The sequence below is a fragment of the Acinetobacter sp. CIP 64.2 genome, assembly GCF_000369645.1.
In the GTDB taxonomy this organism is placed as follows: Bacteria; Pseudomonadota; Gammaproteobacteria; order Pseudomonadales; family Moraxellaceae; genus Acinetobacter.
In genome coordinates, this window is the sequence record NZ_KB850121.1 from 574753 (window position 1) to 599938 (window position 25186).

General features: G+C 43.6%; 26 protein-coding genes and 2 pseudogenes. 17 read left to right on the forward strand and 11 right to left on the reverse strand.

What is annotated here, in order from left to right; all coding sequences use genetic code 11:
* Nucleotides 1-36 precede the first annotated feature (36 nt).
* The 7 genes and pseudogenes from leuS (at nucleotide 37) to F895_RS13690 (ending at nucleotide 9108) form a co-directional block, all read left to right on the forward strand.
* The gene (leuS, locus tag F895_RS13720) at nucleotides 37-2661 is read left to right on the forward strand and encodes a leucine--tRNA ligase (RefSeq protein WP_005239727.1); all 2625 of its coding nucleotides are present in this window, start codon (nucleotides 37-39) and stop codon (nucleotides 2659-2661) included.
* A gap of 88 nt (nucleotides 2662-2749) precedes the next feature.
* Nucleotides 2750-3259 carry an LPS-assembly lipoprotein LptE gene (gene lptE, locus F895_RS13715; RefSeq protein ID WP_005239730.1) on the forward strand — a complete coding sequence of 170 codons (510 nt, stop codon included), beginning with the start codon at nucleotides 2750-2752 and terminating at the stop codon, nucleotides 3257-3259.
* Nucleotides 3260-3268: 9 nt separating this feature from the next.
* Entirely contained in the window at nucleotides 3269-4264 is a 996-nt protein-coding gene (gene holA / locus F895_RS13710) for a DNA polymerase III subunit delta (protein ID WP_005239731.1), read from the forward strand.
* Nucleotides 4265-4301: 37 nt separating this feature from the next.
* A pseudogene (locus F895_RS13705) lies at nucleotides 4302-4799 on the forward strand (SIR2 family NAD-dependent protein deacylase); the annotation flags it as partial.
* Nucleotides 4777-5712 (forward strand): annotated as a pseudogene (locus F895_RS13700) (HlyD family efflux transporter periplasmic adaptor subunit); the annotation flags it as partial. The pseudogenes F895_RS13705 and F895_RS13700, both read left to right, overlap by 23 nt.
* A 1-nt stretch (nucleotide 5713) precedes the next feature.
* The gene (locus F895_RS13695) at nucleotides 5714-7702 is read left to right on the forward strand and encodes a MacB family efflux pump subunit (protein WP_005239735.1); all 1989 of its coding nucleotides are present in this window, start codon (nucleotides 5714-5716) and stop codon (nucleotides 7700-7702) included.
* An 11-nt stretch (nucleotides 7703-7713) separates the two neighbouring features.
* The gene (locus F895_RS13690; RefSeq protein WP_005239746.1) at nucleotides 7714-9108 is read left to right on the forward strand and encodes an efflux transporter outer membrane subunit; all 1395 of its coding nucleotides are present in this window, start codon (nucleotides 7714-7716) and stop codon (nucleotides 9106-9108) included.
* A 29-nt stretch (nucleotides 9109-9137) separates the two neighbouring features.
* Here the strand turns inward: F895_RS13690 and F895_RS13685 are convergent, their stop codons facing one another.
* Nucleotides 9138-9554: a hypothetical protein gene (locus F895_RS13685; protein ID WP_005239748.1), complete on the reverse strand. Its 417-nt coding sequence runs from the start codon at nucleotides 9552-9554 to the stop codon at nucleotides 9138-9140.
* Between the two features lie 87 nt (nucleotides 9555-9641).
* On the opposite strand from F895_RS13685, the gene F895_RS13680 reads away from it, so the two are divergent.
* The 3 genes from F895_RS13680 (at nucleotide 9642) to F895_RS13670 (ending at nucleotide 11842) form a co-directional block, all read left to right on the forward strand.
* Complete coding sequence (locus F895_RS13680) at nucleotides 9642-10571, forward strand: IS5 family transposase (protein WP_005238191.1); 930 nt, start codon at nucleotides 9642-9644, stop codon at nucleotides 10569-10571.
* Nucleotides 10572-10879: 308 nt separating this feature from the next.
* On the forward strand, nucleotides 10880-11281 hold the full coding sequence (locus F895_RS13675) for a hypothetical protein (RefSeq protein WP_227501378.1): 402 nt from the start codon (nucleotides 10880-10882) through the stop codon (nucleotides 11279-11281).
* A gap of 78 nt (nucleotides 11282-11359) precedes the next feature.
* On the forward strand, nucleotides 11360-11842 hold the full coding sequence (locus F895_RS13670) for a hypothetical protein (RefSeq protein WP_005239758.1): 483 nt from the start codon (nucleotides 11360-11362) through the stop codon (nucleotides 11840-11842).
* Between the two features lie 99 nt (nucleotides 11843-11941).
* Here the strand turns inward: F895_RS13670 and F895_RS13665 are convergent, their stop codons facing one another.
* The 3 genes from F895_RS13665 to orn form a co-directional block, all read right to left on the reverse strand.
* Complete coding sequence (locus F895_RS13665) at nucleotides 11942-12745, reverse strand: enoyl-ACP reductase FabI (protein ID WP_005239760.1); 804 nt, start codon at nucleotides 12743-12745, stop codon at nucleotides 11942-11944.
* Nucleotides 12746-12887: 142 nt separating this feature from the next.
* A complete protein-coding gene (locus F895_RS13660) occupies nucleotides 12888-13622 on the reverse strand; it encodes a Bax inhibitor-1/YccA family protein (protein WP_005239762.1) in 735 nt (244 codons plus the stop codon).
* 123 nt (nucleotides 13623-13745) lie between these two features.
* Nucleotides 13746-14306, reverse strand: coding sequence for an oligoribonuclease (gene orn, locus F895_RS13655; RefSeq protein WP_005239763.1), 561 nt, complete (start codon nucleotides 14304-14306; stop codon nucleotides 13746-13748).
* Between the two features lie 124 nt (nucleotides 14307-14430).
* Between orn and rsgA the strand changes: the two genes are divergently transcribed.
* The 4 genes from rsgA (at nucleotide 14431) to secB (ending at nucleotide 16763) form a co-directional block, all read left to right on the forward strand.
* A complete protein-coding gene (rsgA, locus tag F895_RS13650) occupies nucleotides 14431-15489 on the forward strand; it encodes a ribosome small subunit-dependent GTPase A (protein ID WP_005239764.1) in 1059 nt (352 codons plus the stop codon).
* 94 nt (nucleotides 15490-15583) lie between these two features.
* A complete protein-coding gene (locus F895_RS13645) occupies nucleotides 15584-16000 on the forward strand; it encodes a rhodanese-like domain-containing protein (protein ID WP_005239768.1) in 417 nt (138 codons plus the stop codon).
* Nucleotides 16001-16011: 11 nt separating this feature from the next.
* The gene (gene grxC / locus F895_RS13640) at nucleotides 16012-16272 is read left to right on the forward strand and encodes a glutaredoxin 3 (protein ID WP_005239771.1); all 261 of its coding nucleotides are present in this window, start codon (nucleotides 16012-16014) and stop codon (nucleotides 16270-16272) included.
* A 32-nt stretch (nucleotides 16273-16304) separates the two neighbouring features.
* Nucleotides 16305-16763 carry a protein-export chaperone SecB gene (secB, locus tag F895_RS13635; RefSeq protein WP_004804306.1) on the forward strand — a complete coding sequence of 153 codons (459 nt, stop codon included), beginning with the start codon at nucleotides 16305-16307 and terminating at the stop codon, nucleotides 16761-16763.
* Between the two features lie 53 nt (nucleotides 16764-16816).
* Here the strand turns inward: secB and F895_RS13630 are convergent, their stop codons facing one another.
* The 6 genes from F895_RS13630 to coaBC form a co-directional block, all read right to left on the reverse strand.
* The gene (locus tag F895_RS13630; protein ID WP_005239772.1) at nucleotides 16817-17425 is read right to left on the reverse strand and encodes an alpha-ketoglutarate-dependent dioxygenase AlkB family protein; all 609 of its coding nucleotides are present in this window, start codon (nucleotides 17423-17425) and stop codon (nucleotides 16817-16819) included.
* Entirely contained in the window at nucleotides 17412-17657 is a 246-nt protein-coding gene (locus F895_RS13625) for an Ada metal-binding domain-containing protein (protein WP_005239774.1), read from the reverse strand. Before F895_RS13625 ends, F895_RS13630 begins: the two co-directional genes overlap by 14 nt.
* 4 nt (nucleotides 17658-17661) lie before the next feature.
* Nucleotides 17662-18399: a 2OG-Fe(II) oxygenase gene (locus F895_RS13620; protein ID WP_005239775.1), complete on the reverse strand. Its 738-nt coding sequence runs from the start codon at nucleotides 18397-18399 to the stop codon at nucleotides 17662-17664.
* Nucleotides 18386-19231, reverse strand: a complete 846-nt coding sequence (locus F895_RS13615) for a methylated-DNA--[protein]-cysteine S-methyltransferase (RefSeq protein WP_005239776.1) — start codon at nucleotides 19229-19231, stop codon at nucleotides 18386-18388. The genes F895_RS13620 and F895_RS13615 overlap by 14 nt, the downstream gene beginning before the upstream one ends.
* Before the next feature lie 167 nt (nucleotides 19232-19398).
* Nucleotides 19399-19776 carry a cytochrome b562 gene (locus F895_RS13610; RefSeq protein ID WP_005239777.1) on the reverse strand — a complete coding sequence of 126 codons (378 nt, stop codon included), beginning with the start codon at nucleotides 19774-19776 and terminating at the stop codon, nucleotides 19399-19401.
* A 154-nt stretch (nucleotides 19777-19930) separates the two neighbouring features.
* Nucleotides 19931-21187 (reverse strand): bifunctional phosphopantothenoylcysteine decarboxylase/phosphopantothenate--cysteine ligase CoaBC, encoded by a 1257-nt coding sequence (gene coaBC, locus F895_RS13605; protein WP_005239779.1) that lies wholly within the window; start codon nucleotides 21185-21187, stop codon nucleotides 19931-19933.
* 196 nt (nucleotides 21188-21383) lie between these two features.
* On the opposite strand from coaBC, the gene radC reads away from it, so the two are divergent.
* Nucleotides 21384-22106 (forward strand): RadC family protein, encoded by a 723-nt coding sequence (gene radC, locus F895_RS13600; RefSeq protein ID WP_005239780.1) that lies wholly within the window; start codon nucleotides 21384-21386, stop codon nucleotides 22104-22106.
* A gap of 44 nt (nucleotides 22107-22150) precedes the next feature.
* Nucleotides 22151-23062 carry a bestrophin family protein gene (locus tag F895_RS13595; protein ID WP_004655906.1) on the forward strand — a complete coding sequence of 304 codons (912 nt, stop codon included), beginning with the start codon at nucleotides 22151-22153 and terminating at the stop codon, nucleotides 23060-23062.
* A 45-nt stretch (nucleotides 23063-23107) separates the two neighbouring features.
* Here F895_RS13595 and F895_RS13590 read toward each other — a convergent pair whose 3' ends face one another.
* Nucleotides 23108-24154, reverse strand: coding sequence for an aldo/keto reductase (locus F895_RS13590; RefSeq protein WP_005239782.1), 1047 nt, complete (start codon nucleotides 24152-24154; stop codon nucleotides 23108-23110).
* A 103-nt stretch (nucleotides 24155-24257) separates the two neighbouring features.
* On the opposite strand from F895_RS13590, the gene F895_RS13585 reads away from it, so the two are divergent.
* Nucleotides 24258-25154 carry a LysR family transcriptional regulator gene (locus tag F895_RS13585; protein ID WP_005239783.1) on the forward strand — a complete coding sequence of 299 codons (897 nt, stop codon included), beginning with the start codon at nucleotides 24258-24260 and terminating at the stop codon, nucleotides 25152-25154.
* Nucleotides 25155-25186 lie beyond the last annotated feature (32 nt).

Below are 25186 nucleotides of genomic sequence, written 5' to 3' on the forward strand. Positions count from 1 at the left end.
TCTTAACTTTACTTTTTTGTTGTATCGCATATCCCTATGACGACTTCTCACATTGACTCCGAATATCAAGCAAGTGCCATTGAGCCCCAAGTTCAACAAGACTGGGACAATCGCAAAGTTTTTAAAGTTGCAGACACTGTAGAGGGCAAACATCGCTATATCCTGTCGATGTTCCCGTACCCAAGTGGCAAACTGCATATGGGGCATGTGCGTAACTATACCATTGGTGACGTGATTAGCCGTTTTTATCGTTTAAAAGGCGAAACCGTATTACAGCCGATGGGTTGGGATGCATTTGGTTTACCTGCTGAAAATGCAGCGATTGCGCATCAGGTAGCACCTGCAAAGTGGACCTTTGAAAACATCGCTTATATGCGTGATCAATTAAAAAAATTGGGTTTGTCTGTGGATTGGGATCGCGAATTTGCGACCTGTACACCAGAATACTACCACTGGGAACAATGGTTATTCGTACAACTTTATAAGAAAGGCTTGATCTATCGTAAGCTTTCAACTGTCAACTGGGACCCTGTAGACCAGACCGTGTTGGCCAATGAACAAGTTGAAAATGGTCGTGGCTGGCGTTCAGGTGCATTGGTAGAAAAACGTGATATTCCAATGTACTACTTCCGCATCACTGACTATGCACAAGAATTATTAGACGACCTAGATACCTTGCAAGATGGCTGGCCACAACAGGTCTTGACCATGCAACGTAACTGGATTGGCCGTTCGACGGGGATGGAGATTACCTTCCCTTCTGCCAATACTGAAATCTATGCAGATGGCTTAACGGTTTATACCACACGTGCTGATACCTTGATGGGGGTGACTTATGTTGCTGTTGCAGCAGAGCACCCTCTGGCCCTCAAAGCAGCCGAGAACAACCCTGAACTTGCTGCATTTATTGAAGAATGCCGTATGGGTTCAGTCGCAGAAGCTGATTTAGCCACCGCTGAAAAGAAAGGCATGGCAACAGGCTTATTTGTGAAGCATCCAGTGACAGGCGAAGACCTCCCTGTTTGGATTGCCAACTATGTCTTAATGTCATACGGTTCAGGCGCGGTGATGGCGGTGCCTGCACACGATGAACGTGATTTTGAATTTGCCAATAAATTCAACTTGCCAATCAAGCAAGTGATTGATGCCAAAGGCGCCGATGATGCTGAATACTCAGCAACTGAATGGCAAGAATGGTATGGTTCAAAAGAAGGCAAACTGGTAAATTCTGGCGAGTTTGATGGTTTAGCATTCCAAGCTGCTTTTGATGCTTTCCTTGCAAAATTAGAACCACAAGCTTTGGCCAACTCTAAGGTTCAATTCCGTTTACGTGACTGGGGGGTTTCCCGTCAACGTTACTGGGGTTGCCCAATTCCAATGATCAACTGTAACAGCTGTGGCCAAGTGCCAGTTCCAGAAGATCAATTGCCTGTGGTATTACCAACCGACGTGGTTCCAGATGGTTCTGGTAACCCATTGAACAAGATGCCAGAGTTTTACGAAACCAAGTGCCCAAGCTGTGGTGCCGATGCGCGTCGTGAAACAGACACCTTGGATACCTTTGTAGAATCATCTTGGTACTATGCACGTTATGCCTCTCCTGATTTCACTGGTGGTATGGTAAAACCTGAAGCGGCGCAAAACTGGCTTCCAGTCAACCAATACATCGGTGGTGTTGAACATGCGATTCTGCACTTACTTTATGCACGTTTCTTCCATAAATTGATGCGTGATGAAGGCGTAGTACAAGGCAATGAACCATTCACCAACTTGCTCACCCAAGGCATGGTGTTGGCCGATACCTTCTATCGTGAAGCGGAAAGTGGCAAGAAAACCTGGTTTAACCCTGCTGACATCGAATTAGAGCGCGATGAGAAAGGCCGTATCCTGTCTGCGAAATATTCAGGTGATGGTCAGGAAGTTGTGATCGGCGGACAGGAAAAAATGTCCAAGTCGAAAAACAACGGTATTGATCCACAAGCCATTATTGACCAATACGGCGCAGATACTGCACGTGTCTTCATGATGTTTGCTGCACCACCTGATCAATCATTAGAATGGTCGGATGCTGGTGTTGAAGGCGCCAACCGCTTCTTGAAACGTGTCTGGCGTTTGGCAGCTGGTTTCCTTGAAAAAGGCAATCAAGCGATTGCGATTGATACTGCGAATCTTTCTAAAGATGCACAAGACTTACGTCGTAAAACCCATGAAACCATTCAGAAAGTGGGTGATGACATCGAGCGTCGTCATGCCTTCAATACGGCGATTGCTGCATTGATGGAATTACTCAATGCCAGCAACAAGTTTGAAGCAAAAGATGACAACGATGTTGCTGTTGCACGTGAAGCCATCACCACCTTGTTAACTTTGCTTGCTCCATTTGCACCGCACTTGAGCCAGACCTTGTTAACCCAGTTTGGTTTGGAGTTAACAACGGTTGAATTCCCGCAAGTGGATGAGTCAGCGTTAACCCGTAATACACAAACGATTGTTGTACAAGTGAATGGTAAACTTCGTGGTAAGTTAGAAGTCGCTGTCGATATGTCTAAAGAGGACGTATTGGCTTTGGCAAAAGCATTACCTGAAGTTCAACAATTCTTGACTGGTCCAACCAAAAAAGAAATTGTGGTACCGAACAAACTCGTTAATTTAGTTGTTTAATAATTCGTTCTTGCCTCTCTTTGTAAAAAGAGAGGCATCCCCTCGTGAAACCAGAGGGATAAGAATAGATTTCATTAGAGGAATAAATATGCACTTAGCGCAACGTGCAGCTGCTATCGTTCTCACTTTAGGCCTAAGTGCAGGCTTAGTCGGCTGTGGCTTTCACTTAAAAGGAAGCAACACTACAGCAGCACCATTGGTTTATAACAAACTAACTTTAGTATTGCCTGACAATACCGATGAGTTGGAAAATCGTCTCAGTATCTATCTCAGTGCGACAGGTGTACAGCTCAGTAACGCGAATGATGCTTATGTACTTCGTATTCTGGATTACACGCCGCGTCGCCAATTGTTGAATGGTAAGTTGACCGAAGTATTGCTACGTTTAACCGTGACCTTCCAGATTGAAGACCGTCAAGGTAAGAAAATCACTGAACCACGTACCTTAACCGCCTCTCGTACCTATCAATACGATGTGGCTACAGTGAACACGGATAACCAACAAGAAATCTATCTCAATCGAATTATTGTTGATGATATTGCACAGCAAGTGACTCGTCAGATTGCGGCGAACCGTTTACCCAAAGCTCAGCCATAATCACGCTTTATGAAACTGGATTATGTTCAAGCCTTAAAACGTGTAGGTGAGGCTCGCGGTGCATGGATTATCCATGGACAAGAGCCTTTACTGGAGCAAAACCTGCTCGATGCATTCCGTAAGAGCTGGCAACAGCAAGAAGTTGAACGGCAACGCTATGATATCAATAGCGTGAATGACTGGAAAAATGTCTTTAACGCACTGAATAGTTTATCCCTGTTTTCACAACAACTTGCGATTGAAGTACATGGCAATATCAAGCCCGATGCCAATGGCTTGAAACAGCTGAAAAGCTATATTCAACATAATGAACATAACCTCTTATTGGTTGTTTTACCCAAACAGGACAGTAGCAGCTTAAAGTCTGCCTTCTTCCAAGTGGTTGAGGCCAATGGTGTGGTGGTTCCACTCACCGCAACCTATCCACAAGATCGACAACGTATCTTAGCCTTAGAAGCAGAAAAGCTTGGTATTCAGCTCAATCATGATGCATGGCAATGGCTGATGCAGCATCATGAACATAATCTTCTGGCTGCCAAAAATAGCCTGATGCGTGTTGCCGATACCTTTCCCGATATTCAACAGATTCAGATTGAACAGCTTTATGCCTGCTTACAGGATCAATCGCGTTATACCACCTATGATCTAAGTGATGCTTTACTGGCAGGAAATCTGGCACAGTCCGTCAAGATTTATCAATATCTGATTGCTGCGGGTGAACCTGATAGTCTGATCTTATGGACCCTGAGCAAAGAAATGCGCTTATTGATGCAATTGTTTGAACAACCGCATAATGCAATTCAACTCGGGATCTGGAAAACCAAAGTTTCACAGTATCAACAAGCGCTACGCCGTTTAAATCCAAGACAGTTTCTAACTTGGTCTGATTTATTATTGCGTATTGATGCAGCGATTAAAGGCATGTCTAAGGAAAATCCAGAACAACTAATGCTACAAGCTTTAGCTGAACTCTGTGGTACGACCTTATTCACACAACCTAGTTAAGCCTAAGCATCCAAAAATAAAAATAAGGGATGACATGATGTCTTTTGATTTAAATCCCCTCTACATTGAGCAGATAAAAAATCTATTTAAGCATGCAGACAGCCTGATCATCAGTGCTGGTGCGGGTATGGGTGTCGATTCAGGTTTACCTGATTTTCGGGGCAATCAAGGCATGTGGCAAGCTTATCCAGAGCTGGGCAAACAGCGCATCGATTTTAGCGAAATTGCTAACCCTGCTGCGTTTAAACGGCATCCACATTTAGCTTGGGGTTTTTATGGGCACCGCTTGGCACTCTATCGCCAAACCACGCCTCATCAAGGCTTTGCCCTGCTGAAGCAATTGGCTGAGCAATTAGAACTGCCCTATTTTGTATTTACCTCGAATGTCGATGGGCAATTTCAAAAAGCAGGCTTTGCACCTGATCAAATTTATGAATGCCACGGCAGTATCCACTATTTGCAATGTCTGAATGTCTGTCAGCAGCATATCTGGTCAGCGAATGAATTGAGTCCAGACATTGCTCAGTCAAGATGCAACCTCACGTGCCGAGCTGGAAGCGGCATTAGCCAACTTTAAAACAGCACAGGCACAGATCACATCGATTAGCGCGCAGATTGAGCAGTCCCGCTTAACCTTGGCAACAGCGAAGGAAAATTTAGGCTATACCCGTATCATTGCGCCGATGGATGGAACCATTGTGGCCATCGTGACCGAAGAAGGTCAAACGGTAAACGCGAACCAAACGGCGCCGACCATTGTCAAATTGGCGAAACTCGACACTATGACCATCAAGGCGCAGATTTCTGAAGCAGATGTCATGAAAGTTGAAAAAGGCCAAACCGTTTATTTCACCACCTTAGGGAATAGTGACAAGAAACATTACGCAAAATTGCGTCAAGTTGAACCCGCACCAAATTCAATTAATACCGAAACCAGCAGTAGCAGCAGTTCATCAACCTCCAACGCTGCGGTTTACTATAACGCGCTATTTGATGTCCCGAATGAAGATGGCAAACTCCGTATTGATATGACCGCACAAGTGTATATTGTGCTGGCAGAAGCGAAGAATGCACTGACCGTTCCTGCTGCTGCCATTCAGACCCAACGTGGCAACCGTGGTAGTGGTAAAGGTAATTCAGCCAATGCCAACAAATCAGAACAAGCGAAAAAACCAGATGCTGACCAGACCCAACGTCCAAAACGTCTGGAGTTGAGCGAAGAAGAAAAAGCCTTGATTGCACAAGGTAAAGCATCAACAGGTATGGTTCGAGTCCTACAAGCCGATGGTACAGCTCAACCACAGCCTGTACTCATTGGTCTGAATAACCGTGTTACAGCACAAGTGCTGAAAGGCTTAAAACTGGGTGATCAAGTGGTGATTGCCGATGCATCTGACAGCTCAAATGAAGCAGCCAAACGTAGCAGCCAACGTGCAATGAGAATGTAATATGACTCAAGATCAAATACATTCATCACAGCCACTGCTCGAGGTCAGTCAGCTCACCCGTGAATTTCCGGCAGGTGAAGGAACAGTACAAATCCTGAAAGGGATTGATCTCAAGATTTATGCAGGTGAACTGGTTGCCATCGTTGGACAATCAGGTTCTGGTAAATCGACCCTGATGAATATCTTGGGGTGTCTGGATAAACCGACTGCAGGCAGTTATCAGGTCAATGGTCGGGAAACACGCCAGCTTGAACCGGATGAACTGGCACAGTTACGCCGTGAATATTTTGGTTTTATTTTCCAGCGTTATCATTTACTTGGTGATTTGAGTGCTGCGGGCAACGTTGAAGTCCCTGCCATTTATGCTGGCGTAGACAGTCACATTCGCCAAGAACGTTCTGCGGAACTGTTATCTGAACTGGGCTTGGCTGAACGGTTGCACCATCGCCCGAGCCAGCTCTCAGGCGGTCAGCAACAACGTGTTTCGATTGCCCGTGCGTTAATGAACGGTGGGGATGTCATTCTTGCCGATGAGCCCACAGGTGCCTTGGATAAACATAGTGGTATTGAGGTGATGCGTATTTTGCGTGAACTGAATGCCAAAGGTCATACCATTATTCTGGTCACCCACGATCTCAATGTTGCCAAAAATGCGACACGTATCATCGAGATCAGTGACGGAAATATTATTTCAGACCGTGCCAATACGCCCGAAAATACCGATCCTGACCTAGAACGCCAGCCACTGCAACGCACAACACAGAAGAAAACCTCTGCTTGGCGCTCTTTCTTCGACCGTCTGGGTGAAGCCTTCCGTATGGCGCTGCTGGCCATGAATGCCCATCGCATGCGTACGTTTTTGACCATGCTTGGGATTATCATCGGGATTGCATCTGTGGTCTCGGTAGTGGCGCTCGGCAATGGCTCACAAAAACAGATTCTGGAAAATATCAGTAGTCTGGGAACCAACACCATTACCGTCTATCAAGGACGTGGTTTTGGTGATAATTCACGTGCCTCCCAAGTTAAAACACTGGTTCCCGCCGATGCAGAAGCACTGGCTGAACAACCTTATGTTGATGGGGTCAGCCCTTCAGCCAATACCAGTGTGACCTTACGTTATAAAGATACCGAAGCCTCAGCAACGGTCAATGGTGTGAGTGCTGACTTCTTCTATGTTCGGGGTCTGACCTTTAAATCGGGGCAGCCTTTTGATAAAAGCAGCGTTACCCAACGTGCGCAAGATGTGGTGATTGATACCAATACGGAAAAGACCTTCTTTGCGGATGGTACCAATCCTGTTGGTCAAGTCCTGCTCTTGGGGAGCGTGCCGAGCCGTATTATTGGCGTGATTGACGCACAGCAAGGCTTCATGAGCTCAGACAGCCTGAATGTCTATCTGCCCTACTCGACCGTGATGAGCCGGATGTTAGGACAATCCAATGTCCGTAGCATCATCGTGCGGATTAAAGATGAATATCCAAGCAGTGCTGCCGAGAATGCGATTTTAACCCTGCTTGAACAGCGCCATGGCGCACAGGATGTGTTTACCCAAAACTCTGACAGCATTCGTGAAACCATTCAGCAAACTACAGCCACCATGACCTTGCTGATTTCAGCAATTGCCGTCATTTCTTTGGTTGTTGGTGGTATTGGCGTCATGAATATTATGCTGGTCTCGGTGACCGAACGTACACAGGAAATCGGGGTGCGTATGGCAGTGGGTGCACGACAAAGCGATATTTTGCAGCAATTCCTGATCGAAGCAATTCTGGTCTGCTTATTAGGCGGCGTGCTTGGTGTTCTCCTGTCCTTGGGGATTGGACAAATCATTGGCCATTTTGCCAAAGGGGTAATTGAAATGAGTTATTCAACCACCTCCATTGTCGCAGCCTTCGTCTGTTCAAGTCTAATTGGTATTGTATTTGGCTTCTTGCCTGCACGAAACGCAGCACAACTCGACCCAGTTGCTGCCTTAGCGAGAGAATAAGGAATTTGAGTATGTCTTTTCAATTCACAAAATTAGGACTCGCCCTGGTACTTACTGGTTCCTTAGCTGGCTGTTCTGCTGTGGTCAAAACACCCTATAACGCACCAACAGTCCAAGTGCCGCAACAGTTCCAATACGATGCACAGAAAAACAAGAGTCTGAATCTAACCGATCAATGGTGGACCCTGTTTAATGACGCTCAACTAAATCAGTTGGTCTCTCAAGTCTTGGCTAAAAACAGTGACTTAAGCGTTGCAGGGATAACCCTCAAGCAAGCACGACTACAAGCAGGTCTGGCTGAAAACAGACAAGGGATTCGAACCAGTTCCAGTGTTTCCGCAGGGCATAATATTGATCTACGTTCCGGCGATGGCTCTGACCGCGGTTTATCCACCAGCGTCGGTGTCAGCTATGAACTGGATTTATTTGGCAAACTGGCCAATCAAACCGAAGCCAGTCGTTGGGAAGCGCTCGCAACTGAACAGGACTTACAAGCAACTGCTCAAAGTTTGGTAGCAACCACAGCCAAACTGTATTGGCAACTGGGTTATCTGAATGAACGTTATCAAACCATTCAGCAAAACTTGGCATCAACCCAAAAAATCTATTCTTTGGTTCAATCACAGTATAAAGCGGGTGCCGTATCTGGTTTGGATTTAACCCAAGCTGAGCAATCGGTACAAAGCCAGAAAGCCAGCCTTAGCCAGATCGAACAGCAACGCGTCGAAGCACGTACCGCGATTGCCGTTTTGCTACATGAACCTGTACAACAACTGAATATTCAAGAGCCTGCGCAGTTACCTCGTAATGCCCTCCCGAATATTGCGGTCGGACTCCCTGCTGATATTTTATCGCGTCGTCCTGATTTACAAGCATCTGAGTTACGCTTGCGTAAGACTTTAGCCAATAAGGATGCGACCAAAGCCAGCTACTATCCGTCGATTAACCTGACTGGGAGTCTCGGCTCTACAAGTACATCATTAACTCAGTTATTGAAGAACCCTGCTCTAACCTTGGGTGCGAGCCTGAGCCTGCCCTTTCTTCAATATAACGATATGAAGAAAGACATTGCGATCAGTGATCTTGAATATGAAAAAGCCATAATCCAATACCGCCAAACGCTATACCAAGCTTTTGCCGATGTAGAGAATGCGCTATCCAATCGTACTCAACTGAATCAGCAAGTACAGTTACAGCAACGTAATGTTGAGCTGGCAGATAAAACTGAACGTTTAACCGAAGTGCGTTATCGCAATGGTGCGATTGCCTTAAAGAACTTACTGGATGCGCAGGAAACCACACGTAATGCACGACTGAGTTTGGTTGAAACCAAGCAGAATCAATATATTGCTTATGTGACTTTAATGCAGGCCTTAGGTGGCAGCCCAGTAAAAGAACTGCCATAACCCTAATTTAGACTGCTATGTTTTTGTATTCACTCTACAACAGGCGTTGCAGCATTTTGAATGAGCTTGGCACTTTTGATATTGTCTCGATCATCAAAAACAACCTCATATGAAAGTTGTTGACCATTGAAATATATTTCTGTGGGAGAACCAATAATCTCCCACAGACCAATGGTCGCAATATCCGCGGTGGTATGCCACAGTGTACGGCTGATTCTTGCCCCTTTTGAATATCCCTGCTGGAAGGTATAGATCTCTTTGCGTTCACCATTCTGGATTTCAGATGTGACTGGCGCGCCAAGTTCAGAAATCACATTATTTCGATGTTTGCCAACTTCTAAAACCGATAGATTCTTTTTATGCGGTTGGTTACTTGCCATCACTGCGGCACAACCTTGCAGTGAAAGTACAATTACCAGTCCTAAAGCCACATATGTTTTCTTCATGTTTAAATTAACTTCCCCGAACGCTAAAAAATAATCTGTTTATCGAGGCTTTGTTGCATAAATAAATTTCATCCCCATACATGTTAGATGAATACAGAATCAAAAAGCCGATATAAAACAACGAACTGGTCTGAGTACAATCAGGCTTTACGTCAACGGGGTGCTTTCACCATTTGGTTTGATCCCCAAATGCAATGGTCTGCAACACCTAGTGGAAAAAAAGGACGTCAACCTACCTACACTGATATAGCAATTCAATTTGCCCTGACGATACGAAACCTGTTCCAACTGGCTTTACGCCAAACACAAGGTTTCATTCAAAGCCTTTTTCAAATGGCTCACCTCGACTGGAATGTTCCAGACTTCTCAACATTGAGTCGGCGAGCAGATAAGCTCCAGCCACTTCTACATAAATCAGCAAAAAATCCACAGGAAGACTTGCATATTTTAGTTGATAGCACAGGGATCAAAGTTACAGGCGATGGGGAATGGGTGCGTAAAAAACATGGCGTAAACCAACATCGTCAATGGCTGAAATTACATCTTGCGACAGATGCAAACAGTGGAGAAATACAAGCGGTTGAAGTCACGACCTGCCAATATGGTGATGCTGAAATGCTCCCACCTCTTTTAGATCAAATTGATGAACCCATTGCATCTGTCACGACTGATGGTGCTTATGACACAGTGAATTGTTATGATGCGATTTTGAAACGGCAAGCAAATGTAATTATCCCTCCTCGTTCCAATGCTGCTTTATGGGTAGAAAATGAAATTGGTAAAGCAAGGAATCATGCAGTACAAGGCTGTTGGGACAAGGGTCAAAAGCAGTGGAAACGAGATATTGGTTATCATCGACGATCCAGAATAGAGGCTAAAATGTTTGCCTTGAAACGACTTGGACATGGTGTATCTAGTCGATGCTTTAATCGTCAGGTGGTTGACTTGCAAATAAGAGTCGATATTTTGAATAAATTTACTCAACTTGGTACAGCTAAAACGGTGGCTGTTGCATAAATATCTGAAGATTAGAACAACTCTACCTTTCGTCTATTTGTGCAACAAAGCCGTTTATCGAGATTCTCTTCAGAATTTTCGACTCAAACAAAACCAGCATTAATTAGCATATAAAGTATTTGATGACAAATGATTAATTATACTTATCGATATATTTTCAACTGATCGCTTATTGTTGAATTGAATATTATGTTAAAAATTATGAAACAAGGCTTACTAGTTTTTTATTGACGTAAATATTACTGTTGCATACGCTAATCAGAATAAATCTAAGTAAGATCGAAAATTTAATTGGTTATGCATAGTCTATGTTTAACTATGCATTTAGGGAGAGGAGAAAAGCAAAAATGCTTAGAAAGTTAGGAGAGTTTCCAAATCGAAATACTGTAGAGTATGCAACCTTACTTGTTCATATAAAAAACGTTCTTTTGCCGCAACATCTCCGCTCTTATCATTGGGAGCATGATGAAGACTCAATGATCATTGTAGGCGTTTCATCAAACGGACGGTTGTGTAGGAAAAGTGTTTACCTTGATTCATTAGAATTAGCCGAAGATTTTGCCATCTACTTACATGAACTATTTAAAAAAAGAAAATATAATTCAGACTACAAAATTGAATTACTTGTTGAAACTACTTCTAGCGGTAAAACCGTATCTCGCTGGAAAGAAATTGACTCTAAAAAGGTAAGAGAAGTACTCTCGTCATAAATACACACCAAGACAAAATATTTAAGTAAAATTTGACATGCGTAGCATTCGCCCAAAAATGAGATCAGAGAAAATCCTATGGCAGCATGGCAATTTAAAGTCTGCTTAATTCCCAAAAGCTGGTTCAATGCCAATGGGATAGACGTTTCTAGATTTTATGATGCAGAAGGTCATTATGATGTCTCTTTTACTTGGAAAAATCGTCCAGTAAATAATGTAAAAGATGAAATTATAAAATATTACCCCTTATCTAAATCATGGCATGAGGACTTAGTTATTTTCGGGGATGAAGAAAAAACTGACGGGCAAGCATGGTATGAAAAAGGTGAATTAAAAAACATTCAGTTTCGAATAGATATGCGTGGCAATTTTGTTTTAGATATTGAACAAATTATTGCTATTGCACAAAAGCTTTGTTGTGTATTGTTTATACCTGAACAAAAGCGTATAGCTGAACCAAATGTATTTAAAGTAATCAGTCATATTAAAAAATCAAATGCGTATTTATTCGCTAAAGATCCTGAACAATGGTTTAACAGTATAGAAAACCATAATAAATGAGTTCAAAAGATGGGTTATAGTTTTTAGAATTCCATCATATTGTTAAAAAAACAAAGCCGCTATAAAAGCGGCTTTATCAAATAATTTAGATTAATCTAATTATTCATCATCCATCATTGACTGGCTCATACCAACCGTGTTAAAGCCACCATCAACATACATGATTTCGCCTGTAATACCCGAAGCCCATGGCGAGCAAAGGAATAATGCAGCATTACCCACTTCTTCAATGGTCACATTACGTTTCAGTGGCGCAATTTTTTCATTGGCATCTAACATTTTACGGAATGATTTAATCCCTGATGCAGCCAAAGTACGGATTGGGCCCGCAGAAATTGCATTGACACGAATACCGTCTACACCCAAGCTTGACGCCAAATAACGTACGCCTGCTTCTAATGATGCTTTAGCCATTCCCATTACATTATAGTTCGGCATCACACGCTCAGAACCTTGATAAGTCAAAGTCAATAAACAACCTTGGCGCGCTTGTAATAATGGTTTAGCCGCACGTGCCATTGCGATAAAGCTATAGGCACTAATGTCATGCGCAATTTTAAAACCGTCACGATCGGTCACGTCGGTAAAGTCACCGTCAAGCGTATGTGCAGGGGCAAAACCAATTGAATGCACTACACCGTCTAAACCATCCCAGTGTTTTGCCAATTCAACAAAGGCATTGTCAATTTCTACGTCAATCGCAACATCACAAGGGAATACCAGTGTTGAACCAAACTGTGCTGCAAAATCATCGACACGTTTTTTCAACTTCTCGTTTGGATAAGTAAACGCAAGCTCTGCACCTTCACGGTGGAGTGCTGATGCAATACCAAAAGCAATCGATAATTTACTTGCAATACCAGCAATCAAAAAACGCTTACCAGCTAAAAGTCCTTGTGACATCTTATTCTCACTCGAAAAATTTTCACCACATCATGCCAATATTCCGTCTAGAGCGGAATTGCATAATCCATCTTTTTTACAATCTTGCATAAAAAAATCGCCTTCAAGTGAAGACGATTTGTATTTTTACCTAAATTGGAACTTAATCATCACCACGAAGTAAGCTCAATAAACGCAGGAATGAATAATACATCCATACCAAAGTCGCCAATAAGGCGATGGCACAGATCCATTCAAATGCTTTTGGCGCACGTTGTGCAGCCGCATTTTCAATCAAGTCAAAATCCAAGATCAGGTTTAATGATGCAATCACGGCAACAAAAGCAGCAAAACCAATCCCTAACCAGTTGCTTTCAAAGATATAAGGAATGCTTGAACCAAATGCTAAACGCAAAATGATCTGTACGACAAACACCAAGGCAATCGCAATCGATGCTGAAATGACAATGGCTTTAAACTTTTCAGTGGCACGGATCACTTGGAATTTATATAACGCAAATAAAACTAATGTGGTCACGAAAGTCGCCAGCAATGCTTGTAATGGCACGCCCGGATATTTCAACTGAAAAATAAACGACACACCGCCTAAAAATGCCCCTTCAAATAAAGCATATGGAATGGCCAAAGCAGGTGCGGTATTAGATTTAAAGGTAGTAATCAGAGCCAGAATGAAACCACCTACGGCCCCGATGATTGTCGCAGCATAGGCAATGGAAAGGTTGGCGGTCATCGCACAGTAGAAAAATAAAGCCATGCCTAAAACAGCCGCAATCACGGTTAACAGCACTGACTTCTGGATCGCTCCCTGAATGGTCATGGGTTCAGCCAAATCCTGATAAGTTTCTACCCGCGTTAAAATAGGGTTGGTACTTTGCATGTACGCTCTCTTTTTTATAGTTTGCAATTAAAAGCTGAGTTTAAGCGATTTTTTAATCAATCCCAAACTTTTTGGCGCATTAAAAAAGGAGCTGACGCTCCTTTTAAATATTCTATCAATCGATTAGTTATCGTTGTTCATGATAAAGAAGTATTCCCGATAATATTTCAGTTCTGCGATCGAATCACGGATGTCATCCATTGCCAAGTGTGAAGCATTTTTCTTTAAACCGCTCATGATTTCCGGTCTCCAGCGTTTCGCTAACTCTTTCACTGAAGAAACATCTAAATTACGGTAATGGAAAAACTGTTCCAGCTCAGGCATTAAACGATGCAAGAAACGGCGGTCTTGGCAAATTGAATTACCACACATCGGCGAAGATTTTGGACTCACCCATTTCTTGAGGAACTCAAGCGTTTGCTGTTCTGCATCTTCAGCCTTTAACTTACTGCGGCGTACTCGCTCAATCAGACCCGACTGGCCATGTTGCTTGGTATTCCACTCATCCATCGCATTTAGAATCAAATCAGATTGATGTACCGCTAAAACAGGTCCTTCAGCCAAGATATTCAAATGGTCATCTGTAATAATTGTTGCAATTTCAATAATCTTGTCGTTATCGGTATCGAGACCTGTCATTTCCAGATCGATCCAAATTAATCGTGTATCAGGGGTGCTGCTCATGGATGGCGATTCTAATGTGCTTAAAAACATCAATAGTAGCAAATTAATTACATCTTGGCTGTAATTCTATAGCGGCTTCGTGCTATTTTTGCGGTCTTCTAAGTGTGGATTTTTTGGGATATGAATGGCTTTAATTCGTAAGCGTCGTTTAACCGAACAACAGCAACGTCGTATTGAGAAACAGCATAAATCACGTCAAGACGACATTGATACATCGCAAGATCTGGATGGACTGGTTGTTCAGCATTATGGTCGTCAACTCGAAGTACAAGCTTTATCTGTGGCTGAACAGCACCCTGAAAAACCACACGTGGCTGAAGGTGAACCGGAACCATTCTGGAAACCGATCGAGCTCGACAGCATTTGGCGTTGTCACACCCGTACCAACCTAGAACTTTTGGTCACAGGTGATCGGGTTAAATGGCAAGCCGATCCCATTACGGGCTTGGGCATTATCACCGCGATTTATCCAAGACAGTCATTGCTGACTCGTCCAGACCGTTATCACAAGGTCAAACCCGTCGCTGCCAATATCAGTTTGATTGTGATTGTATTTGCCCCGCTGCCAGAACCTGCACCGACATTGATTGACCGTTATCTGGTCGCGTGTGCCGATGCCAACATTCCAGCCTTACTGGTGTTAAACAAATCAGACTTGCTCACTGAAAATGATCCGATTCTGACGCTATTGAGTGAATATGAGGCGTTGGGTTATGAAACCCTGATTTGTCATTCACGTGGCGATCTCTCTGAACTATCGGCACGTCTGGATAATGAAACAGTGGCCTTCGTTGGACAGTCAGGTGTCGGTAAAAGCTCCTTGATCAATACCATTGTTCCAGATGCTGCGCAGAAAACCAACGTGATTTCAGAGAACTCAGCGCTCGGTCAACACACCACCACCTCCACCCGTTTGATCAAATTTGGAACAAACGGCGCCTTGATTGATTCTCCCGGAATCCGTGAGTTTGGGCTATGGCATCTGAATCTGGAAAAAGTACGAACTGGCTTTCCTGAAATTGAAGCCCATCTCGGCCTTTGTCAGTTCCGTAACTGCACCCATACCCATGAGAAAAATTGTGCGTTGAAACAAGCGGTTGATGCAGGTGAAATTTTACCGCGTCGTCTAGACAGTTATCTGCGCCTATTGGATGAAATTCAGGAAGCACAACAAAAAAGTTAATTTTCTTCGGCTTCTGCCCTTGAACTAACATTTTTGATCACCATTGAGATAAGTTATACTCAGCATCAATTTTGATTTTAACTTTAGGTGACTTGTGGAACGCTGGTTAGAGTTTATGGGGAATCACCCCTTCTTATTTGGTACGCTCGGCGTGTTAATCGTGTTGTTCTTTATTTTAGAAGGACAACGCAATGGTCGTAAAATTTCACCACAATCACTGGGTATTTTGGTCAAGGCAAAAAATGCCATGTTGATCGACCTGCGTGATGGAAAAGATTTCCGTGATGGCCACATCAGCGGTAGCCGTAACATTCCATATAGCCAGATCACCAGTCATATTGATGAATTAAAAGCAAGTGATCGTCCTTTGGTCTTCATTTGTAACTTAGGGCAGGTTGCAGGCTCAGCCTTGCAAAAAGTTGCCCATGCTGACAGTTACCGCTTAGACGGTGGCATTAGCAACTGGAAAGCTCAAGGCTTGCCTTTAGTGAAAAGCAAAACCAAAGCTTAAGGAGCGATAAAATGACTACTGAAAACGTCACCATTTATTCAACGCTATCTTGCCCGTATTGTGTGCGTGCAAAACAATTACTCGAGCGTAAAGGTGTGGCTTTTAAAGAAATTAATCTTTCCAATGAAGCACCAGAAGTTCGTCTTGAGTTAATGCAACGTACCAATCATCGTACGGTGCCGCAAATTTTTATTAAAGATCAGTTTATCGGTGGTTTTGATCAACTTTATGCTTTAGAGCGTGAAGGTAAACTCGACCAATTATTAGCTTAACAACATCTAAATCCAAGATTTAAGGAAAAACAATGAGCGAAGAACAAGTTCAACCACAACTCGCGTTAGAACGTATTTACACTAAAGACATTTCTTTCGAAGTTCCTGGTGCACAAGTTTTCACGAAACAATGGCAGCCAGAACTCAACATCAATTTATCTTCTGCTGCAGAAAAAATTGATGCGACCCACTACGAAGTGTCTTTAAAAGTTGTGGTTCAAGCAAACAACGAAAATGAAACTGCGTTCATCGTTGATGTGACCCAATCAGGGATTTTCTTGGTTGATGGTGTAGAAGAAGATCGCCTTCCATACATCTTGGGCGCTTACTGCCCAAATATCTTGTTCCCGTTCTTACGTGAAGCGGTGAATGACCTTGTGACTAAGGGTAGCTTCCCGCAATTGTTGCTTACACCAATTAACTTTGATGCTGAATTTGAAGCAAATATGCAACGCCTACAAGCGGATGCTGATGCACAAGGCCAAGCATAAGCACTCTTGCTGTAAGATAAAAGGACTGATTTTTCAGTCCTTTTTTTCTAAGATCAATATACAATCGTTCTAAAGGTTAAATTAATCCGCGCCGCGCTCACTTTCTTGGTGGGAGGCAGACGGTGTAACCAATACGTCTGCGTGGTGTCTTTCATCACCAATAAGCTGCCATGTTCTAAATATAGTTCGACTTTTTCTTTGCTCTGCTTATGTTTAAAGGCAAATTTACGCTCTGCGCCAAAACTAAACGATGCAATTGCACCATCTTTTTTTAAATCAGTTTCACCATCGCTATGCCAGGCCATTCCTTCTTCACCACTATGATAAAGATTGAGCAAACAAGAGTTAAATGTTTCACCCGTTAGCTTTTCGGCCAGTTGTTTTAATTCAAGTAACTCCGTTGTCCATGGCAAGGCATATTTATTTATATTGGAATAGGTATATTCAAAACGCTGATCGCCATACCACGCCACTTTGCGTTTAGTCGTTAATAACTTGCCAAAGATCATGGCTTGGTCGTTTTCCCATGCAATCGTTTGCATCAGCTGATCAAAATAATGATCGGCTGCCGCAGTCTGCACGACTTTGCCGTAGTACTGTACCGTACCGTCATAGGGCAAATGATTCTGCTCTGGGTCAGCTTCAATATCAAATAGTTGCATCTTTCCACTTCTTATAGGCCTGCCGCATACAATGTCCACAAGGTCGGTAGCCCTGTGCAATCGCTTCATGCTCATCGACAAAAAAGACTCGATTGTTTTTCAGCATGCGCTTCCCTGAGGCACAGGTCAATCTGCCATAGATTTTAAGCTGTGCGTTTCCAGCATACAAAATTTCCTGCTGTTTCAGTTTCAGATGCAGCTCGGTCTGCGCCAGTTCACAATGTCGCCACATCAGACTAACTCAGCGCATCATGAAAAATAATCCCTAAGCTATAACGCTCCCCTTGATGAACTGGGCTGACCCCATGTTTCATATTGACCCGATAATAGCCCTGACTGCCTTTTTCAGGCTTAAACTGAGTCGTGAAAATCAGGATATCACCTTGCTGTGGCTGCATCACCATGGCTTTAGACTGCGCTCGTGGGTTTTGCTGAGTGAAGACCAACTCTCCACCCGTAAAATCTACATTGGGCTGGCTCAGCACAATCACCAGCTGTAAAGGGAAATACACCTCACCATATAAGTCCTGATGTAAGGTATTAAAGCCCCCTTGCCCATATTTCAAGATCAATGGCGTTGCCAACGTTTGCCCATGTTGATGGCACTGCTGTAAAAATTCAGCATGGGAGGATGGAAAGGAACGTTCTAAGCTCAGCACCCGAAACCATGCATTGGCAATCGGTGCCAAATAAGGATAGAGCTCATGTCGTATCCGTCCAATCAGATTTGGTAAAGGGTAAGTAAAATATTTATATTCACCTAGACCAAAACGATAACGCTGCATCTCTACGGTTTTACGATAGCGCTCTGGTTGCGAATACATCTGTTTTAGCAACTCACATTGCGCACTCGATAAGACCTGCTCAATCTTGGCAAAACCATGCTGATGGAGTTGTTCAGTGATTAGCTCCCAATCTCCCGCATGGATTTTACTGATCGCCGTTTCGATTTGAATCTGTTCAGATAGCAGCATGGGTTTGTGCACCTTCCCAACCGATCAGTGCGGTTTTACGCAATGTTCCCCACTCATAGCCACCGAAAGCACCAGTCGACTGAATCACCCGATGACACGGAATCAAAAATGCCACAGGATTACTGCCAATCGCAGTCCCCACAGCACGAGCCGCTTTAGGATGATCAATGGCTTTGGCCAACTGACCATAAGTTGACAGCTGTCCCATTGGAATCTTGAGCAGGCTTTGCCACACTTTCAGCTGAAATTCGCTACCTTTTAAATGCAATTTAATATCAGCCAATTGCCGAGGTGCTTTTTGAAACAAGGCCAAAGCACTTTGCTGCAAGGCATCAATCTGCTCGATAAACTGAGCTTGAGGAAATTGGCTCTTTAACTGCTGCAAAGCATCAGCCCGATTGTCCACAAAACTCAGCGCACAAATGCCTTTATGGGTGGACGCAATCAGCACTTCGCCAAATAAGGTCTCTGCAAATTGATAATGAATCGTCAGGCTCTGTCCACCATGTTTATATTCGGCTGGGGTCATGCCTTCAATCTGGATAAACAGATCATGCAGGCGACTGGTGCTGGACAGTCCTGTAGCAAAGGTTGCATCAAAAATACTGCCCTGCTCCTGCTTTAAAATCTGCTTGGCATATTCAACACTCATATACTGCAAAAATTTCTTCGGACTGGTGCCGACCCACTCGGTAAATAAACGTTGAAAGTGCGCTGGGCTTAAATGGATATGCGCAGCGACCTCATCCAGTTGTGGCTGTTGCTGAAAGTTTTGTTGGATATACTGAATCGCTTGAGCAATACGCTCATAATTACGTTGTTGTGAGGACATATCATCACCTCTCATCATTCATATTTTCACTGTAGCAACTTTGCCATACAGAGAAAATCTGAATCATGCTCAGTCTGCATTTTGTCTTTCTATCGTCTCAAATATCAATAAAAAAGCTGCACTCTTTTAAGTACAGCTCTCTCATTTCGATGACCAATCTTGATAGATTAATGGGTGTAATACTTATGCCCTTGGTCACGTAATTCAGCAATCTTTTTGCCTTGTTTTTTCGCTTCATCCAGCTTACCCGCTTGAACCAGCAGTTTAGCTTTATCAATTTCTACGACAATCTGGTCAAATAAAACGGTCGATGCTGGCACTTTATCTTTGGTATTCGGCGCCAGTTTATATTGTTTTGAATGGGTCGCAGCTGCACGCATATTATCCAAAGCAGCTGTTGCAGCCTGTGGCGTTGCAGCTTGGTTAAACGCTTTATAATTTTTCCCCAGCGTTTTCATATCATCTTCTAAACCCGCAGCCATTGCCGTATGGCTGAAGGCAAAAGCGGATAACATCACAACGGTGGCTAAAGTTTTTTTAATCATTCGGATATCCTATCAAAAACTGTGGCTATGCTTGATTTGTCTTCAGCAAATACCTCGTACTGTGTATTCCGGCGTACAAGAGAAATTGCTGATTTAGCATACATAAAAAATGCAACGATTTCGTTGCATTTTGATAAATGAGATCAGTCCAATTTTATAGACGACGGCGTAAAGCATCCGCAATCGACTCAACCAACTGCTGCGAAATCTCTTGTTTAGATGCCTTTTCCAGCTCACGCTTTTTCATATGATAAGACTGGGCAAAGAATACAGTCATGGCATTTTCATCTGAGGCAAAGCCAATATCTGGACGTGACACATCATTGCAGGCAATCATGTCTAGTTTTTTCGCCACCAGTTTACCTGCAGCGTATTCTTCAACATTTTGCGTTTCAGCAGCAAAGCCAACCATGAAAGGACGCTCATCTTGCTGTGCAATGGTCGCCACAATATCTGGATTTTTAACCAGCGCAACCGCAAGTTCATCACCTGCTTTTTTAATCTTGTGCTCTGCCACTTGTGCCACACGATAATCTGCCACAGCCGCAGTTGCGATAAAGATGTCACAACCGTCTTTCAGTTGATTCATGCTGACATCCAGCATCTGCATTGCAGAACTGACATTAATACGTTGCACACCATTCGGAGTATCCAGACTGACAGGGCCTGCCACCAAGGTCACTTTTGCCCCTGCGGCATAACAGGCTGCTGCCAAGGCAAAACCCATTTTACCAGTACTGTGGTTAGAAATATAACGGACTGGGTCAATCGCTTCACGGGTGGGTCCCGCGGTAATGGTGACGCGTTTTCCAGCCAGCAGACCAAACTTTTCTGCCAAGGCACGTTGTGCCTTATGAAAATAGGCTGCAACTTGACGCGCCAAATCTTCAGGCTCAGGCATACGGCCCAGCCCAACATCACCACAAGCTTGCTCACCTGCATCTGGCATGATCACATGCACGCCATCTTCCACCAAAGTTTGCAGATTACGCTGTGTCGCTTTTGCTGCCCACATTTGCTGATTCATTGCAGGGGCAACCCAAACCGGTGCTTTGGTGGCCAGATATAGCGTACTGAGCAGATCATCTGCCAAACCATTGGCAAATTTTGCGATACTGTCACAGCTGGCAGGTGCAACCAGAACCAAATCGGCCCAACGTGCCAATTCGATATGTCCCATGCCTGCTTCGGCTTCAGGATCAAGCAATTCGGTATGCACAGGATTGCCTGAAAGTGCTTGAAAAGTCAGTGGGGTAATAAATGCTTGTGCGCCATGGGTCATGACCACACGGACATCAAAACCGAAATCTTTTAAACGGCGTACCAAGATGGCACTTTTATAGGCAGCAATACCACCTGTAACCGCTAATATAATGTTTTTATGGGGAATAACACTTAGATCGAAGCTCACAAACAGGATACCTTACTGTTGCAGTGGCGCTCACAATAGCATTAAATAACGGGATACCCAAGTAGCATCCTCAACATTTCAGCGCAGATCACAAACGAGAATTGTGTTGAGATGAGGTCATATAAAAGGAAAAGGCGCGCAATTATTTTTGCCCGTTAAAACAATAATCACAATAAAATCAAAGGGAAATAAACGATTGAATCAATCTATTAAAACCTGGCCTGAACAAGAGCGTCCAAGAGAGCGACTTTTATCCCAAGGTCCACAAAGCTTATCCGATGCTGAACTGCTGGCAATTTTTCTGCGTTCAGGCTCAAAACAGCATTCTGCAGTGGAATTGGCGCGTATTTTAATTCAACATTTTGGCGGGCTTAATTTGATATTTGATGCCAATCTTGAAGATTTATCCCAATTTAATGGCATTGCTTCAACCAAATATGCACAGCTGATGGCCGTAAAGGAACTTGGACGGCGTTATCTGAATAATCATTTCCAGCAACAACGACTTTGTCTGGATACTTCAACACTGGTGCTCGACTATTTACGTTATGAACTGCAAGGTGAAAAACAGGAGGTTTTTGCGGTGCTGTGTTTAGATGCCGAACTGAGAAAATTGCATTTCAAAAAGCTATTCTTCGGTTCACATCATTCCTGTACTGTTTCGCTGAATCAAACCCTCCGCTATGCCCTGCAACAGCAGGCCTGCCAAATTGTGGTGGCACATAATCATCCTTATGGCATTGCCCAGCCATCAACAGAAGATATTTATCTGACCCAACAACTGAAACAAGCCTGCAAACTGTTGGAAATTCACTTGATCGATCATTTTATTATTTCAGCTGAAGGCTATTTTTCATTTTCTGAACAACAACTACTCAACCCTATTCAAACCAAGCAATCTCGCCTTGACAAAGCTTAATTCAAACAGGAATATCAAGACATAAAATTAACGATTCAAATAACATGATTGTCCGTGACCAGCCGAGTATTTTTAAAGTTTTATTCTCATGGCGGGGGACGATTTTACCCAAAATTTTGCCCTCTCTCGGTTTCGTCATGCTGATCTCTGCCATCATTGGTGGGGTCGAGTATGTTAATCTGTATCGTTTCCCAGAAATCCCCTTGGTCGGCTTCACCTTAATTGGTGTGGTACTGTCCATTTTCTTGGGCTTTAAAAATACCGCCTGTTATGACCGCTGGTGGGAAGCCCGTAAACTCTGGGGCGTGTTGATTGCCACGGCGCGCCATTTTGACCGTGATTGCCGCGTGCTGACCCAAGCACGTCGTGAACGGATTATTCAAAACGTAATTGTCTTTGCCAATGTACTGCGTGATCGTCTGCGTCATCAAACCGCCAATCCAACCGAATTGACTGAAACCAGTGGACTTAGCCAGCAGGCACTGACCCAACTATATCAACAGCATAATGCGCCGCAGTACACCTTGAGCCTGATTCAATGGGAACTGTTACAAGCCATGAAAGAAGGTGAAATCTCGGATATCATTTATACCCAGATGAACCGTCATGTTGCCGCTTTAAGCGAAATGCAAACTGGGTGTGATCGCATTGCCAATACCCCGATTCCATTCGCCTATTCGGTTTTGCTGAATCGTACCGTGTATTTCTTCTGCTTTATGTTGCCATTCAGTCTTGGTTCGCTCTTGGGCTTAGTTACACCGCTGCTCGTAGGTATCCTCGCTTATACCTTCTTAGGTCTGGATGCTTTAAGTACTGAAATTGAAGAACCTTTCGGCACACAAAGCAATGACTTACCGCTTGATGCGATGGTACGTTCGATCGAAATCGAATTATTGGGGACGCTTGGTCGCCCAACCCCACCGCCGATTCAGGCGCATGACCATAACTTACTCTAGTTGCAATGCCCTCCAATGAGGGCATTTTTTTCAGCTTAACATCACTTAAATAAATTGTGATGGGATGATGGACTTAAAGCGTTCGGTAAACTGTCCATTCCAGTAGGGATAATAAGGATAGGGCGGGTAAACCGCACTGACCTGATTTAAGCGTTCGCTCTGTTCAAGCGACAGCTGAATATCCTTAGCTTTGAGATTATCTTGCAGTTGCGTTTGATTACGCGCCCCAATCAAGACACTGGATACAGTGGGTCGTTGCAACAACCAATTTAAGGCAATTTGCGGAATCGTATAGCCAGTTTCGACTGCAATCTGTTTGAGCACATCAATCACAGCATAGAGATGTGCCTCATTGACTGGTGGTGCAAATTGCGCGGTCTCATGTAAACGGCTCTGTGCTGGAATCGGATTCTCGCGATCAAACTTACCTGTCAATCGCCCCCAGCCCAAAGGACTCCATACCACCGCCCCAATGTGCTGGTCATCATTTAAGGGCATCAGCTCCCATTCATAATCACGGCCAATCAATGAATAATAGACCTGATTGACCACAAACTTTTCATAGCCATATTGTTCGGCAATCGCTTGGGCTTTCATCAGTTGCCAACCTGCAAAATTAGACGCGCCGATGTAACGCACTTTGCCACTCCGCACCAACTCGTCCAAAGTTTTCATTAACTGAGGCAATGCAGTAAAACTATCAAACTGATGCAGCTGTAATACATCAATATAATCGGTTCCCAAGCGTGTTAAGGACTGTTCAACTGCGGACAATAAATAACGCCGACTAAATCCAGCATCATTGAGATGATCTGAACTACGAATACCGATTTTGGTGGAAATAATATTATGTTGACGTTCAGATGCCAAAGCCTTGCCCAGCATCCGTTCAGACTCTCCATCAGAATAGACATCGGCGGTATCAAAATAATTAATGCCCGCATCTAAACCAGCACGAATCATTTGATTGGCTTCTGTTTGACTGGCTTGCCCCCAAGCCGCAAAGATTTGTCCTTGTCCACCCAAGGTTCCTGCACCAAACCCCAGCGCTGATACTTTTAATCCTGAATTTCCTAAAAAGTGATATTTCATGATCTGTCTCTTCAACCTGTGATGATTTAGATACAAAAATAGCGCTAGGGATTTATTCGAAAAACCACGATAATCAAGAAATACTTTTCTGATTTTATTGATAATGAATACAGAAGATTTTCAGTTTTTTATTCGTGTTGCAGACTTGGGCTCAATCAGCAAAGCTGCTCAGGATGCTAATCTCTCGGTGTCGGTGGCCAGTCAGAAATTGCAGCGCCTAGAACAAAACCTGCAATTACGCTTATTCCATCGCACCACCCGAAAGTTAACCTTAACCGAAGAAGGCAAAACATTGCTTGAGCATGGACGTGGCTGGATCAACGATTTTGTCCATTTACAGCAAGCTCTAACCTCTCCAAATCAAGCTTTATCTGGGACCTTAAGGATTAGCACCTCAACCACTTTTGGTACTCAGGTGTTAATGCCCGTGATTGCCACATTTTCCCACTTACATCCTCAGCTAAAGATTTACTTAGATTTAAATGATCAGAATATCGACCTGATTCAGCAAGGCATGGACTTGGCCATTCGAATTGGTCAGTTAAAAAGTTCAAGCTTGATTGCCAAACGCTTGAGTACCAATCCACGTTTACTCTGTGCTTCTCCAGCCTATTTACAACAATATGGTATGCCAAAAACCTTGTCCGATCTGAAGTTACACCGCTGTATCTTACAGCAGCATGGTCAGGGGCTCACCGATCACTGGCATTTGGTCAATGCAGAAGGGAAAGTTGAACAGGTGCATGTTGAGGGTTATTTTGCAACTAACTCAGGCGAAAGCGTTCGGCAAGCTGCCCTAGCCGGTCTTGGGATTTCCAATCATTCGATCTGGCATGTGTCTGAGGATCTTGCTTCAGGAAAATTAGTACAAGTTCTACCCGACTATCCTGTAGAAACAACCGCAATTTATGCAGTATTTCCGCATCGAGAGCTGATCGCGCCTAAAGTACAACGCTTTTTGGATTATTTAGTCGATTACTTTCAGCAGCGTGAATCATAAAAACTTTAGTCGTTCAGACGAGCCTTAAGGTT